This is a genomic window from Promicromonospora sp. NPDC050880 (assembly GCF_044456525.1).
GTDB lineage: Bacteria > Actinomycetota > Actinomycetes > Actinomycetales > Cellulomonadaceae > Promicromonospora.
Map to the genome: position 1 here is coordinate 45476 of NZ_JBITFV010000018.1, position 15168 is coordinate 60643.

Annotated in this window: 10 protein-coding genes; 5 read left to right on the top strand and 5 right to left on the bottom strand. The window is 73.6% G+C overall.

The genetic code is table 11. The annotated features are described in order from the left end of the window. Positions 1–45 precede the first annotated feature (45 nt). Together ACIBBF_RS22065 and ACIBBF_RS22070 are read right to left on the bottom strand one after the other, a co-directional pair. The gene (locus ACIBBF_RS22065; RefSeq protein WP_397417629.1) at positions 46–1599 is read right to left on the bottom strand and encodes an alanine/glycine:cation symporter family protein; all 1554 of its coding nucleotides are present in this window, start codon (positions 1597–1599) and stop codon (positions 46–48) included. A gap of 67 nt (positions 1600–1666) precedes the next feature. Continuing rightward, a complete protein-coding gene (locus tag ACIBBF_RS22070) occupies positions 1667–2086 on the bottom strand; it encodes a hypothetical protein (protein WP_397417631.1) in 420 nt (139 codons plus the stop codon). Positions 2087–2159: 73 nt separating this feature from the next. Here ACIBBF_RS22070 and ACIBBF_RS22075 point away from each other — a divergent pair, with 73 nt between their 5' ends. The 3 genes from ACIBBF_RS22075 to ACIBBF_RS22085 all read left to right on the top strand — a co-directional run bounded on the left by ACIBBF_RS22075 (position 2160) and on the right by ACIBBF_RS22085 (position 5710). Next, on the top strand, positions 2160–3317 hold the full coding sequence (locus tag ACIBBF_RS22075) for a sensor histidine kinase (RefSeq protein ID WP_397417633.1): 1158 nt from the start codon (positions 2160–2162) through the stop codon (positions 3315–3317). Then, positions 3314–4012, top strand: a complete 699-nt coding sequence (locus tag ACIBBF_RS22080) for a response regulator (RefSeq protein WP_397417635.1) — start codon at positions 3314–3316, stop codon at positions 4010–4012. The genes ACIBBF_RS22075 and ACIBBF_RS22080 overlap by 4 nt, the downstream gene beginning before the upstream one ends. A gap of 81 nt (positions 4013–4093) precedes the next feature. Next, on the top strand, positions 4094–5710 hold the full coding sequence (locus ACIBBF_RS22085; RefSeq protein WP_397417638.1) for an alpha/beta hydrolase: 1617 nt from the start codon (positions 4094–4096) through the stop codon (positions 5708–5710). A 391-nt stretch (positions 5711–6101) separates the two neighbouring features. Here the strand turns inward: ACIBBF_RS22085 and treZ are convergent, their stop codons facing one another. Then, complete coding sequence (gene treZ, locus ACIBBF_RS22090) at positions 6102–7919, bottom strand: malto-oligosyltrehalose trehalohydrolase (protein WP_397417641.1); 1818 nt, start codon at positions 7917–7919, stop codon at positions 6102–6104. After that, positions 7916–10462 (bottom strand): malto-oligosyltrehalose synthase, encoded by a 2547-nt coding sequence (gene treY / locus ACIBBF_RS22095; protein ID WP_397417643.1) that lies wholly within the window; start codon positions 10460–10462, stop codon positions 7916–7918. The genes treZ and treY overlap by 4 nt, the downstream gene beginning before the upstream one ends. 158 nt (positions 10463–10620) lie before the next feature. On the opposite strand from treY, the gene ACIBBF_RS22100 reads away from it, so the two are divergent. Together ACIBBF_RS22100 and ACIBBF_RS22105 are read left to right on the top strand one after the other, a co-directional pair. Further along, positions 10621–11559 (top strand): cation-transporting ATPase, encoded by a 939-nt coding sequence (locus ACIBBF_RS22100; protein ID WP_397417646.1) that lies wholly within the window; start codon positions 10621–10623, stop codon positions 11557–11559. Between the two features lie 134 nt (positions 11560–11693). Continuing rightward, positions 11694–11948 (top strand): LysR family transcriptional regulator, encoded by a 255-nt coding sequence (locus tag ACIBBF_RS22105; protein WP_397417649.1) that lies wholly within the window; start codon positions 11694–11696, stop codon positions 11946–11948. Here the strand turns inward: ACIBBF_RS22105 and ACIBBF_RS22110 are convergent. Next, a complete protein-coding gene (locus ACIBBF_RS22110) occupies positions 11902–15150 on the bottom strand; it encodes a tetratricopeptide repeat protein (RefSeq protein ID WP_397417651.1) in 3249 nt (1082 codons plus the stop codon). The genes ACIBBF_RS22105 and ACIBBF_RS22110 overlap by 47 nt on opposite strands. Positions 15151–15168 lie beyond the last annotated feature (18 nt).

Genomic DNA, 15168 nt, shown 5'->3' on the forward strand with positions numbered 1-15168 from the left:
ACTGCCTCCGGGGCCGGGCGACGCCGCCCGGCCCCGGTGGAACCGTCAGGCCCGGTCGAGCTCCCTCTCGGGCTCGTCCCCACCGGACGTGCTCCGAGCCTCACGGTCGGCACGGCGCTCCCAGAACGTCGCGTTCCGGATGCCGAGCGTGCGCGGGTCGAACTGCGGGTCCAGCCCTCGCCGCTTCTGGTCCCGGTAGTCCTTGAGTGCCTTGAGGGCAGGGCCCTGGAGGAACAGGATGCCGACGATGTTCAGCCAGGCCATCGACCCGACGCCGATGTCACCCAGGCCCCAGGCCGCACCCGCCGTGGTCACGGCACCGTACGCCACCGAGACCAGCACGAGGGCCTGCAGCACCCGCCGCACGGCCCGCGCCGCGATCCGGTTGGTCATCTTGCGGGTGAGGTAGGTCAGGTTGGTCTCGGCCATGTAGTAGTACGCCACGATCGTGGTGAACGCGAAGAACGCCAGCGCGATGGCGACGAACGCGGGGCCGGCACCCGGGAACACCGCGTCCAGGCCCTGCTGCACGAAGCCCGGGCCGGGCTCGACGTCGGTGCCGAGGCCGCCGCTGCCCTCGTGGATCACCTCGCTCGGCCAGGTCTCGCCGGCGAAGGTGTTGAACATGCCGGTCGAGATGATGATGAAGGCCGTCGCGGAACAGACGAGCAGGGTGTCGACGTACACCGCGAAGGACTGCGCGAAGCCCTGCTTGGCCGGGTGCGAGACCTCGGCGGCCGCTGCGGCGTGCGGCCCGGTACCCTGGCCCGCCTCGTTGGAGTAGATGCCGCGCTGCACGCCCCACTTGACGGCGAGGCCGAGGATCGCGCCGAACACCGGCTGGACCCCGAAGGCGCTCCCGAAGATCAGCCCGAACACGGCCGGGATCTGGCTGAAGTTCACGAAGAGCACGACCAGCGCGATGGCGATGTAGACCAGCGCCATCGTGGGCACCACGATCACGGCGAAGTGGGCGATGCGCTTGACGCCGCCGATCACGATGAAGGCCAGCAGGATGACGAGGCCGACGGCGGTGACCCAGGTGGGCACGCCCCAGACGTTGTTGATCGCGGAGGCCATGCCGTTGGCCTGCACGCCTGGCAGGAAGAAGCTCATCGCGAAGATGGTCACGACCGCGAAGAGGATCGCGTAGACCAGCGACAGGCCACGGGCCTTGTGCCGGTAGGCCTTCTCGAAGTAGTACGCCGGCCCACCGCGGTACTCGCCGGTGTCCGGGTCCTTCTCCTTGTAGATCTGCCCGAGGGTGCTCTCGACGAAGGAGGTGGCGGCACCGAGGAACGCGGAGGTCCACATCCAGAACACGGCGCCGGGACCGCCGAAGGCGATCGCCGTGGCGACGCCGCCGATGTTGCCCATCCCCACGCGGCCGGCCAGGGACATCATCAGCGACTGGAAGGACGACGTGCCCTCCTCCGACTCCTTGCCCCGCTTGAGCTGGGCCAGCATGTCGGGGATGTGTCGCACCTGGAGGAAGCCGGTGCGCACGGAGAAGTACAGGCCGGCGAGCAGGCAGAGGGCGATCAGCGGGATGGACCAGATCAGCTCGTTGGTGGCCACGATGCGATCGGCGAAGCTCATAGGCACTCCTGGGTGAAAGTTCGGCCAAAGGGGGCAGACTAACCCGTCGTGGTCAGGCGTGTGCCACTCACCCGAACGCCAGCAGGTCGGCCCGCATCCGCTCCGTCTGGGGCTGCCGCCCGTAGACCCGGTCCCGCGTGTCCAGCGCACGCAGCACCAGCGCGCGACCGAGGTCGTCGATCTGCCCGGTCAGGCGCAGCAGCGTGAACCCCGCGCCGATCACGACGTCCACCATGTCGACGTCGCCCTCGTCGAGCCCGGCAGCCACCTCCGCCTCGTCCCCCAGCCACTCGGGGTCGATCTGCGCCACGGTCGTGCTGCCGTCCAGCTCGTCGGCCCGTCGCGCCGTCAGGAAGACCAGGTCCCACCCCTCGTCGTTGCCGAAGGGCGCGAAGTCGTCGCCCTCGTCGTCGTAGATGGGGTCACGGAAGTGGGCGGCGAAGGCCGGATGTTTCGGCCCCAGGTCGTCAGTGCTCGATGTACCCATGGCGAGGAACGTACGCGGAGCTACTGACACTCCGACCCGATGCCCGCACCCACCCCGCTCTAGGCTCGACCCGATGCCCACCACGCCGACCACCCCCGCGCTCCGGAAGCGCCTCACCGACGTCGCCCTCATCGCCGTCGCCGTGGCCCTGGCGTGGACGTCCCTGTGGATCCAGGCCGCCGAGCCCGACCCGCTCCCCGCAGCGCTCCTGGTAGCCGACCGCCTCACCGGCCTCCTCGGCTGCGTCGCCCTGTGGTGGCGCCGCGCGTACCCCGTCCAGATCGGCCTCGCCCTCGCCGTGGTCAGCGTCTACTCCGAGACGGTCAGCGGCGCCGCGATCGTCGCGCTCTTCACCGTGGCCCTGCACGCCTCGACCCGCGCCACGGCAGCCGTGTGCGCCACCGGCGTCGCGGCTCTCGGCACCTACCAGCTCATCTGGCCGGACCAGACCGTCCCGCCCCTGACGGTGTTCACGTTGATCGGCCTCGGCAGCGCCGCGACCGTCGCGTGGGGCCTGACCATCCGCAACCGGCGTGCTCTCGTCGAGTCCCTGCGCGAGCGCGCCGCGGCCGCCGAGGTCGAGGCGCAGCTCCGGGCCGAGCGCTCGGAACGTGAGGCGCGCCAGGCCATCGCGCGGGAGATGCACGACGTTCTCGGCCACCGCCTGTCCCTGCTCAGCGTTCATGCCGGTGCCCTCGCCTATGCCCGCACGGCCCCGCCGGACGACGTCGGCCGGGCCGCCGAGGTGGTGCGGGAGAACGCGCACCGCGCGCTGCAGGACCTGCGCGAGGTGATCGGGGTGCTGCGCGCCCCCGTGGGAGAGCTGCCCCTGCCCGCGGTCGAGGACGTGCTGGAGCTGGTCGAGGAGGCCCGCACGGCCGGGACGCCGGTGACGCTGCACGACGACGCGGGGGTCACCACCGGCGAGCGGACCCTCCCCGACCTGCAGGGCCGCACGGTCTACCGCGTGGTGCAGGAGTCCCTGACCAACGCCCGCAAGCACGCCCCGGGCGCACGGGTCACCGTCCGGATCACGGGGCGCCCGGGGGACGACGTCGTCGCCGAGGTGGTCAACGCGCCCCCCGCCGCCCCGGTGGCGCGACCGAGCGGTTCCGGGACCGGCCTGCGCGGGCTCGAGGAGCGCGCCCGGCTCGTGGCCGGCCACCTCGACCACGGCCCGACGGACCGGGGCGGCTGGCGGGTCCAGCTCCGCCTACCCTGGCCGACGTGACTCATCCCGCACCCGGCGACGAGCCGGCCATCGACGTGCTCATCGCCGACGACGACCCGGTGGTCCGCTTCGGGCTCCGGATGATGCTCAGCGGCGCACCCGACCTGCGCGTCGTGGCCGAGGCCGGGGACGGCGCCGAGGCGGTCGAGCTGGCCCGGCGCCACCGCCCCGACGTCGTGCTGATGGACATCCGGATGCCCGGCACCGACGGGCTCACCGCCACCGAGACGCTGCGCCGGGGCTCGCCCGCCCCGCAGGTCATGGTGCTCACGACCTTCGACGCCGACGCCCACGTGCTGCGCGCACTGCGCGCCGGAGCGGCGGGGTTCCTGCTCAAGGACACCCCGCCCGACGAGCTCGTCGTCGCCATCCGGCACGCCGCCCAGGGGCGCCCCGTCCTCTCCCCCGAGGTGACCCGGCGGCTCATCGCCCGGGTTACCGACTCGGACCAGGACGGCCGGCGCGCCACGGCCCGCCGGCGCCTCGACGTGCTCGGGGAGCGGGAGCGGGAGGTCGCGGTCGACATCGGGGCGGGGCTCTCGAACGCCGAGATCGCGGCACGCCGCTTCCTGGGCCTGACCACGGTGAAGACCCACGTGTCGTCCATCCTGGCCAAGCTCGGCCTGAACAACCGGGTCCAGGTGGCGCTGCTGGTGCAGGAGGCCGGGCTCAGCGACGACGACCGGCCGGGGTGACCGGGCCGCTCCTCCTTTGGTCGGCGGGTCCGGACCCATCGGCGGATGCGCTCACCGGGTGAGATACCTAGCGTCGGTGCCATGCCAAGAACAACTCGTGCGTCGCTGCGGATCACTGCGCTGCTCGCCGTCGTCGCCCTGGCCGTGACCGGGTGCGCGGGCACCGGCGCGGCGCTGGCTGCGTCGGCCGGTGGCGGCGTCCCCCGCCCGACCGTCTCCGCCCCGGCCCCGGGCCCGATCGACTGGGCCGGGTGCGGCCCCGGACTGGACTGCGCCACCGTCCAGGTCCCCCTGGAGTACTCGGACCCGGACGGCGAGCAGATCCCGCTCTCCGTCGTGCGGCACCGCGCGACCGACCCGGACCGGCGCATCGGCAGCCTGTTCATCAACCCGGGCGGCCCGGGCGTGCCGGCGTCGGACATGGTCCGCTCCATCGACCCCACCGGCGAGACCGGCCCGTTCTCGCCCGACGTCGTGGCGCGCTTCGACGTCGTCGGCATGGACCCGCGCGGCGTCGGGGAGTCGGACGCCGTCCGCTGCCTCACCGACGAGCAGCGCGCCGAGCAGGCGGCCGAGGACCGCGACCCGACCATCCCGGGTGGCACGTCGTTCGCGCAGCTGGTCAAGGACGCCCGGACCTTCGCGAAGGGCTGCGCGACGCACCAGGACCGCGCTTACCTGGCGAGCCTGTCCACCGACAACGTCGCCCGCGACCTGGACCAGGTGCGCGCCGCGATCGGCGAGGAGCAGATCACGTTCTACGGCGCCTCGTACGGCACCGTGGTCGGTCCGATGTACGCCACGCTGTTCCCGGAGCGTGTGCGCCAGATGGTGATCGACGGCCCCGTCGACACCGACCTGTGGCAGAACGACCCGCTCCGCCTGCTCGACGACGTCGCCAGGTCCAACGAGGAGACGCTCGACCTCTGGTTCGAGACGTGCCGCGCCGAGGGCGTGGAGGTCTGCCCGTTCGGCGACGGCGACCCGGAGACCGCGTTCGACGCCCTGATCGCCGACCTGGAGCGGGAGCCCCTGCAGGTCCCGCCGATCGAGGGCCTCACCCCGGGCGGGACGCTCGACGGCGCCATGGCGCTGGAGGGTGTGCGGGCCGCGGCGGGTGTCCGCACGCTCTGGCCGCAGCTCACCGCGGGCCTGCTCGCCGCGCAGCAGGGCAACGGCGCCTTCCTCCACTTCATGGTCGTGAACTTGACGGTCGCGCCGTTCGGCGGCCCGTTCGCCACCACCCTGCAGGAGCCGCACACGGCCGTCCGCTGCGCCGACTGGCCCGCCCTGCGCAACCTCGGCGAGCACCGGGCGGCCGCCCGCGAGATCGACGCCCGCGGCGAGCGCCTCGGCAGCCGGGCCGCGTACAGCGCGCTGAGCTGCGCGTTCTGGCCTGCCGCGAACAAGGACCGGTTCACCGCCGAGCTCACCGGCGCCGGCGCCCCGCCGATCCTGGTGGTCGGCGGCGAGGTCGACAACGTGTCGCCGTACCACTGGGCGCAGGCCATGACGGAACGCCTGGAGGACGCCGTGCTGCTGACCCGGACGGGCGTCGGCCACACGTCCTACCGCACGAGCGGGCCGTGCATCGACTCCGCGGTCGACGCGGCGCTGATCGACCGCGTGCTGCCTGCGGAAGGGACGGTCTGCGAGGCGGTGCCGGCGGGGACGACGAGGATGCCGGGAGACTCATAATCTCTAGGTCACAGGTTCAGCGACCCAGCCCTGCTTGGCAACGGCCGCAACCCACCGTCACCGACACACGTCGAGGCACCGTCGCTACGGCCTGGTCACCGACTTGGTCAACGCCACCGGCTCGGCCGGCCCCGGCATGATGGTGTCGACGTAGTCGAGCATCGGTGGGCGCTGACGACCGACGGCCGGCTGAGGTCGGCAGTCTGCCGCGCGGAGTCGGCAGTCTGCGTCGAGGTCGGCAGTTTGCCGCGCAGAGTCGGCAGTCTGCCTCGAGGTCGGTCCAGGCCTGTACCGACCTCAAGGCAGACTGCCGACCTCGCAGGGAGGTGCCGACCTCGCGAGAGCGCGAGCAGATCTGCCCGCCCGATGAGCTGACCCCACCTGCAGCCGCTCACCGCAGTACGACGACCCCTGGCCCCGACACCGTCACCGTCGTCCCACCGACGCCGCTCTCGACGACCGCCGCCGCGCCCCCGAGCACCACCCCCGAGTCGAGCACCACCCGCGCCGGCTCACCGCCCCGGTCGACCACCACGGACACCGCCCCCTCCCGCACCGCCAGCACCACATCGACCCGCGCACCCCGAGATGGCCCGACGGCGACCCGTGTCAGGACAAGAGCCCCGTCCTGCACGCGCACCGACGTCCCGGAAGGATCTCCGGAAGCCACGGCCGCCTCCGCCCGCCGCAGCCCCACCAACCCCCGGTAGAGCTCCAGCATCCGAGCCCCGCCCTCCGACGAAGCCTCACCCCAGTCCAGCCGAGAAGCCTCGAACGTCGAGCGGGCTTGCGGGTCAGGCACCACGACATCAGCCCCGTACAGCTCGGCCCACCCGTGCCCGCCGAACTCCGCCGCCCGCCCGCGCGAGATCGCCGCCGCGAGCTCCGGCTCCTCGTGGTCCGAGAAGTACTGGAACGGCGTGGTCGCGCCCCACTCCTCGCCCATGAACAGCATCGGCGTGAACGGCCCGAGCAGCACCACGGCCGCGCTCACCGCAAGCGCCCCCGGCGTCAGCACGCGCGACGGCCGGTCGCCGAGCGCCCGGTTGCCCACCTGGTCGTGGTTCTGGGAGCAGACGACGAAGCGGCGGCGGTCCAGGTCGGCCGGCACGGGCGCGCCCCAGTTCCGGCCGCGGAAGGTGGACCAGCCGCCGTCGTGCACGAAGACGCCGGTCAGCGCCTTGGCGAGCGTCTCCGGGGTGCCGAAGTCGACGTAGTACCCCTGCCGTTCGCCGGTCAGGAGGGTGTGCAGGGCGTGGTGGACGTCGTCGGCCCACTGCGCCGTCATCCCGTACCCGGCCCGGCCCTGGAACGAGGAACCCGTGAGCGTGACAGTTCGAGGATCGTTCACATCCGACTCGGCCACCAGCGACAACGGCCGCCCCAGCTCGGCGGCCAGCACAGCGACGGCGTCCGACAGCTCCGCCAGCACGTGCCGCGGCGAGTCGTCCACGAGCGCGTGCACGGCGTCCAGCCGCAGCGCGTCCACATGGAAGTCCCGGAACCACCGCAACGCCTTCTCGACGACGAACGCGCGCACCTCGGCGGAGCCGTCGCCGTCGAGGTTCACGGCCGCGCCCCACGGCGTCTGGTGCTGGTCGGTGAAGTACGGCCCGAACTCGGCCAGGTAGTTGCCGGACGGCCCGAGGTGGTTGTCGACCACGTCGAGACACACGGCGAGCCCGCGCGCGTGCGCCGCGTCCACGAAGCGCTGGAGCGCGGCCGGACCACCGTACGGTTCGTGCACGGCCCACAGGGCGACGCCGTCGTACCCCCAGCCGTGGTGCCCGCCGAACGCGGCGACCGGCATCAGCTCGACCATGTCGACGCCCAGGTCGGCAAGGTGGTCGAGGCGCCCGACGGCGGCATCCAGCGTGCCTTCGGGCGTGAACGTCCCGACGTGCAGCTCGTAGACGACGGCGCCGAGCACGTCCCGGCCGGCCCAGCCGCCGTCGGCCCAGGAATGAGCATGAACGTCGAAGGTGCGCGACGGCCCGTGCACACCGGCGGGCTGCCAGGGGCTGCGCGGGTCGGGGCGTGGTGGGCCGCCGTCGAGCGAGAACGCGTAGTCGGTCCCGGCCAGCAGCGGACGCCGCGAGCACCACCAGCCCCCGGCGTCGGTGTCCATCGCCTCCGTGGTGCCGCTCGCCGACAGGACCAGGTCGACCCGGGACGCCCGCGGCGCCCAGACCCGCAGGTCCCCGGTCACGCGCCCGCCCCGCCCGCACGAACAGCAAGGCGCGAACGGCGGTCAGCGTCCGAACGATCAGCAGCCTCCGCCACCAGCAGCCCGACCGGCCACGCCCCCAGCAGGTCGCCGAGCCGCACGGCCCCGGCGTCGGCCGAGGCCCCGGTCAGCGCGGACCGCCACACCTCCCCCGGCGCAGGCTCCGGCAGCACGACGGACGCGTCCAACAGCCCCGGTGCATCCCCGAGCCGCGTCGCGACCACCACGACCCGAGGCCCGGCAGCATCCGACCGAACAAACCCCACCGCCCGCTCGGTGGTCACCGGCAGCGGCTCGTACCCGGCGTCCTCCCCGACGAACGCCTCGGGGTGCGCCCGCCGCAGCCGCAACGCGGCGGCCGTCACGACGAGCTTCTCCTCCGCGAGCCCCGACGGCGTCCGCCCCGCATCGAGCGGTCCGAGCACGGCCGCGAGCCCTTCCAGGTCCACGGGCCGCCGGTTGTCCGGGTCGACGAGCGACGTCCCGGTCACCTCGGTCCCCTGGTAGACGTCGGCGACGCCGGGCACGGTGAGCTGCAGCAGCTTGGTCGCGAGCACGGAGCGCCGGACGGTCGGCGTCACCTCGGCCACCCACCCGTCGAACCCGGCGACGACCTCGGGGTGCGTCAGCAGTCCGGTCGCGTACTCCACCAGGCCTTCCTCGCGAGCGACGTCGGGCGCCGTCCACGTGGTCCACGCCTTCTGCTCCCGCGACGCCTTGACCAGGTACGCGGCGAGCCGCTCGGCCTCGATCGGCCCCTCCGGCGTCCAGGTCCCGGCGAGCGTCTGCCAGAGCAGGTTCTCGGTGCGCCCGTCGAGGTCGGCAGGCCGCACGTCAGCAGTCGCCTCCCGCAGCCGCCGCACCAGCGCTACCCAGGCCTCCGCGTGCGAGGAGACGGCCCCGATCCGCGAGCGCACGTCCTCGCCCCGCTTCGTGTCGTGCGTCGACCCGGCGGTCATCGTCGCGGGCCACGACTCGGCCAGGTGCCGCGCGTGCGCGTGCAGCTCGTCCGGCCCCGCACCGAAGCGCGAAGGCGCCCCGCCCACCTCGCACAGGCTGACCAGGTGGGTCCACCGGTAGTACGCGGTGTCCTCCACGCCCTTGGCCATGACGGCGCCGCACACCTGCGGGAACCGCACCACGAGCTCGGCACGCCGCTCCTCGTCCCGCCGCCCCGCGGACCCGGCCTCGCGCCCGAGCACCAGGTCGACCACGAGGTCCAGCGTGTCGTGCCGGTCCGGGTCGAGGCGCGACCGGGCGACGTCGGCCGCCTCCAGGACCACGCGCTCCGCCTCAGGCGGCGCCGTCTCTCCCGGCACGACGTAGGCGCGGTACCGCCCGAAGGCGACGATCAGCTCGACCACGCAGTCCTGCAGCGACCGGAACGTGTGGTCGCGCAGCCGCACGTCCTCGCGGCAGATGTCGGCGAGCATCGTGGTCAGCAGGTGGGCCTCCGCGTACAGCGAGGTCTCGACGATCTGCCGCTTGGCCTGCTCGATCACGTCGTCCAGGCTCGTCTGCTCGCCCGTCAGCTCCTGCATCAGGGCCGCGAGCGGGGCGGCGCCGTCGGCGTCGACCTGGAGGCCGTGCAGCCGCCACGCCGTGTCGTAGCCCGTGGTGCCGGCGACGGGCCAGTCGTCGGGCAGCGCCTCGTCCTCCTCGAGAATCTTCTCGGCCACGACCCACGCCCCGCCGGTCGCCTCGTGCAGCCGGCGCAGGTAGCCGCGCGGGTCGGCGAGCCCGTCGGGGTGGTCGATCCGGAAGCCGTCGATCACGCCCGCGTGGAAGAGCTCCAGCAGCAGGGCGTGCGTGGCGTCGAAGACGTCGTCGTCCTCCACGCGGATACCCGCCAGGGTGCCGACGTCGAAGAAGCGCCGGTAGTTGAGCTCCTCGTCGGCCACGCGCCAGTACGCGAGCCGGTAGTGCTGGCGGCCCACGAGCTCCGCGAGCGGCAGGTCCTCCGTCTCGGGCCGCACGGGGAACAGGTGGTCGTAGTAGCGCAGCACCGGCTGCTCGCCGTCCTCACCGGGCACGACGACGCGGTCGAGCACGAGCTCGCCCGCCGCGAGCACCGTGCCGATCCGCGCACCGAGCACCGGCATGAGCAGTCCCTCGCCCGGGGCGATGTCGAGGTCGAACCACGTCGCGTACGGGGACTCGTGGCCGTGCTTGAGCGCGGACCACAGGGCCCGGTTGTGCCAGGCAGGCGTCGGCACGGCCATGTGGTTCGGCACCACGTCGACGACGACGCCCATCCCCCGCTCGTGTGCCGCCGCCGCGAGCCGTTCGAGGCCCTCCCGGCCGCCCAGGACGTCGCTGATCCGCGTGTGGTCCACGACGTCGTAGCCGTGCATGGACCCGGGCGCGGCCTGCAGCACCGGCGAGAGGTAGAGGTCCGTGATCCCGAGGGCGTCGAGGTACGGGAGCGCCTTCTCGGCGTCCGCGAACGTCAGGTCGGGGCCGAGCTGGAGACGGTACGTGCTGACCGGGGTGCGGCGGCCGGGTCCGGGGAGATGGGAATGCACTGTGCCTCCGTCGCTCGGTGGTGGCTCGCGGTTCACACCCTGGCCGATCTCGGGGTCTCTCGCCAGGCCACCGGGTGAATCTCTCATCCTGGTCTCACGTAGTTCTCATGCTGGCCTGGAAGTGTGGCCCATCCGCCCCGACGGAAGGAACGGACCGCATGTCCAAGCTCTCGAACATGATCGGCCTCGCCAAGAAGGTGCTCGAGTCCCAGTCCGGGCAGCAGCAACAGCAGGGCGGCTCGACGGGCCAGCGATCCTGGCAGTCCGCGCTCCAGGACATCGCCGGAGCGGTGACCGGGCGCGACCAGCAGCAGGGCGCGCCGGGCCAGGGCTACCCGGCCGGCCGACAGCCGGGCTACCCGACGACGCCGCAGAACCACCCGGGCGCACGGCCCGCCCCGGCGACCGCGGACGCCGACCGGCAGGCCATCGCCCGCTACGACTACCTCATGCAGACCGCCGACCCGCACCAGGTCGAGCGGATCCACGCCGAGTCCTTCGCCCGCCTGACACCGGCGCAGCGCCAGGCGGTGCTGCAGCGCATGCAGGCAGAGCTTCCGCCGCACGAGCAGCCCCGCTCCGCCGACCATGCCGAGCTCGCCCGGGCGGCTGCCCGGACCGAGGCTCGGCGGCCGGGCTCCATGCGGTCGATGCTCGCGAAGGTCGGCACGGGCGGGGCCGTCGCCGGCGTCGCCGTGGGCGCGGTGGGCGTCCTGGGCGCCGTCGCGGCAGGTGCGGCGGTCAGCAGCGTGGCCGGCCCGCTCCTGGAGAACGCGGCGAACCTCGGGGTCGACTTCGAGTCGCTGGCGGCGGGCGTCGACGTCGAGGGCCTGACGGCGGCGGCCGGCGAGGCCGGAGCAGGAGCCCTGGACGAGGCGGCTGCCGGTCTCGGGGAGTACGGGAACGGCGCGCTGGGCGAGGCCACGGCCGGCGTCGAGGAGCTCGGGGCGGGCGTCGTCGACCAGGCCACGGCCGGTGTCGAGGACCTCACCGGCACGGCCGAGGGCGCGGTGTCCGGCCTCGGCGACCAGGTGTCGGAGGCGGGCGGGACGCTCTCCGACATCGCGGAGAAGTTCGACCCGCGCAACTTCTTCTAGAAGGCCCCAGCGCGACGACGGCGGCGAGGTGTCCGTCGTCGCGCTGCCCCGCTCGCCCCTGCCCGACGCCGACTACGGGACTACGGGAAGCGCCTCGACAGCCCGGCGTACGGCCGGCTCGCTACGTTCGGGCCATGCCCACCGTCCAGCAGCTCCGCTCGTTCGTCGCTCTGTGCGAGCACGGCACCACCACCGCCGCCGCCCGCGCGACCCACTGCTCCGTGAGCACGGTCAGCACGCACGTCCACGCGCTGGAGTCCATGATGAAGACGACTCTTCTCGTGCGCACCGACGGGCGGTTCAGGCCCACGGCTCGGGGCCTGCGGGTCCTGGCGCAGGCGGTCAGGATTCTCGAGGCGCACGAAGGTCTCGCTCGGCTGCGCGCATGAGGTTGCCCAGATGACCGAGGCCCCGCTCCTCGGCGTCGGCGCCGGCTGACCGCAGCAGGTCCCGCGCCTCGTCCGGACGGCCGACGGCTCCGAGCAGACGGCCCCGCTCCGCCGTCACGCGCAGGCGCAGCAGGTCCGACCTCAGGTGCCCCGCCAGCAGCTCGGCGCGGTCGAGCCACCCCTGGGCGGCCGCGGGGTCCGGGCCGGCCACCAGCACGCCCGCGACGGTGCAGGACAGGTGGCACTCGGACCGCAGGTCGCGGTGGTTCGCCGCGATCGTGTGCCCACGGGTCCCGGCCTCGAGCGCTTCGTCCCACCGCCCGAGCTCGAGCAGCACGTGCGCCATCTCGTCGAGCGTCGACGCCTCGCCACGCAGGTCGCCCCGCTCCCGGAACCCGGCGAGCACCGCTTCCAGGGAGTCGAGCGCCTCGCCGGCCCGCCCCACCACCCGGAGCGACCTGGCGAGATTGCCGCGGTTCGTCAGCGCCGAGCCCGTGTGGCCCTGCGCCTCGTTCCACTCGGCGACCTCGGTGAGGATCTCGACGCTCTCGGCGTACCTCCCTTGGTCGAACCGCAGCAGCCCGATCGCGTTGCGGACGATCGCCCCGACGTCCGGGCCGGTCAGGTGCGAGCTGTGCTCCAGCGCCTTGCGGTACCAGCCCTCCGCCTCATCGGGCCGGCCCTGCCAGGCATGCATCCAGCCGAGGTTGTGCGCGCAGTAGGAGACGGCGTCGGCCCAGCCGACCTTCGCCGCGAGACGTTCGGCCTCGGTCACGTCCGCCAGCGGTCCCTGGTCCGGGCTCACGGCCCAGGACTGCTGCGACCTGCCCATGAGCATCGCGCTCTCGGCCCGCAGGTCTCCGGCGGCCCTCGCCGCGGCGAGGCCCGCCTCGACCACGAGCTTCCACTCGTCCACGTGCCGCACGAGGCAGTAGGCCCTCAGCTCGTCGGCGACCTCCCAGGCGACGTGCCGGCGCGACGGCGTCGTCGCCGCCTCCCGGGCGGTCCGCACCAGGCCGGACTCCTCGGTCGAGATCCAGGCAAGGGCGTCGTCGGCGGTCATCTCCGTGTTCGTGACGCCAGGTCCGCGCAGCCGCACGATGTTCGGGTAGATGGCGTCGACCGCCTCGCGGAGGGACGTCAGGTACCACTCGTCGATGCGCGCCTCGCACGCGGCGAGCTCGCCCGCCTCGTCCAGCTTGCGACGGGCGAAGATCCGCAGGAGGTCGTGCAGGCGATAGCTTCCGTCACCGACCTCCATGACGACGTTCGCGCTCACCAGCTCCTCGAGGAGCCGGTAGACGTCCCGGCGGCCGATGCCGTCCAGCACCGCGAGACAGAACTCCGTGCCGAACGCGTCGGCGCGGTGGAGCGAGACCGCGCGGAGCATCCGCTGGGCGGCAGGGCTCAGCAGCCGGTACGTCATCTCCAGGCTCTCGTCGACGCGGGAGTCGGGCGTGGCGAGCTCCTCCAGGCGCGCCGCCTCGTCCTCCAGCAGCGCCACCATGTCCGCCAGGGACGAGGCCGGCCGGCTCGCGAGACGAGCGGCGGTGATCGCGAGCGCGAGGGGCAGCCGGCCGCACAGCTCGGCGAGCGTCTCGGCGGCCGCGCGGTCCCCGATCGCCCGCATGCCGCCGATCGTCGTCGTCAGCAGAGCGGTGGCGCTGTCCAGGTCGAGCACGGTGAGGGCGACGTGGCAGTCCGCGACGGCCTGGTGGAGGGACCACCGGCTCGTCACGACGAGGCGGCTCTCCCCGGCGGCCGGCGCCAGCGCCCGCACCAGCTCCGGGCTCCGTACGTTGTCGAGGACGACGAGCACCCGCCGGCCGGCCAGAGCGCTCCGCAGCAGGCTGGGCGCCTCGTCCGGGTCGTCGCTGCCGCGCACGTCGGGCTCGCCGAGGGACCGCAGGAAGCGTCGCGCGATCGCGTCGGCGCTCATCGCCGTACGGTCCGTGCCCTTGGCGTCGACGTAGAGCGTCCCGTCCGGGTAGCGGTCCGCCATCCTGCGCGCCGCCTCGAGCGCCAGGGCCGTCTTTCCCACACCGGCAGGGCCGCTGATCACCGTCACGCCGGACCGCACCGCAGGCCGGGAGCCGACGTCGTCGCCGACGATCCTGTCGACCTCCGCGACGCGGCCGACGAAGACACGGGGCGGGAGCGGGGCCTGCCGCGGCGGCACCAGGCCGACGTGGCTCCCGGCCCGGTCCGACAGGACGGCGGCGTGCGCGGCCACGAGCTCGGCACCCACGTCGACGCCGTGCTCCTCGAGCAGCGCCCGCCGCACGTCGCGGTAGACGATGAGCGCCTCCGTCCGGCGGCCGCTCGCCGCGAGGGAGAGGATGAGCTCCGCGTGGAACGCCTCGTCGTACGGGGCGACGGTCAGGGCGTTCCGCAGGTGGGGGACGGCGTCGGCAGCACGGCCGATCGCCCGCCCGGACGTCGCCAGCAGCCTGGCCGCCTGACGGTGGACGTCCCACAGCTCGAACGGCGTCCCCACCCAGGGCGCGAGGTCTCCCGGGAACCCCCGCCACATCGCCATCGCGGCCCGGAGCAGGCCGAAAGCCTCCTCGGCGGACCCGGCGGCCTCGGCACTCCGGACGGCGTCGCGGAAGCGGAGCCAGTCGAGCTGCTCGGGCCGCACCTCAAGTGCGTAGCCGGTGCCCACGCGCACGATCGGCACAGGGTCGACGACGCGACGGAGCCGGGCGACCGCCGAGTGCAGCACGGCCTCGTCGCCGGGCCGCCGCTCACGGTCCCACACCGCCTCGAAGAGGTCGTCCTGGTCGACGGCGGCTCCCCCGGCGAGCGCCAGGCGCACGACGAGGTGGCGCTGCACCCGCGCGGACACCGGCAGCCGCCGTCCGTCCCGCTCCACCGCGATCGTGCCGAGGATGAAGAGCCCGGTCGGACCTGTGCGGACCGCCGGCGGAGGGTCGGACTCGTCAGGGGCCGCTCCGGGCGCGCCGTCGGCGTCGGGCAGCAGATCTGCCGCGGGCCAGCCGCTCACGTCAAGGACGCGCAGGATCGCCGACACGGTGCTGCCGCGCGGACGAGCGGTCCGGCCCTGCTCGACGTCACGGATCGTCCCCACCCGGACACCGGAGAGGTCGGCGAGGGTCTGCTGCGTCATGCCCCTGCTCAGGCGGGACTCCCGGACGAGATCAGCCAGCACGGTCGCGGACCAGAGGTGCTGGCTGCTCACCGGCCGATCTCCTCACGG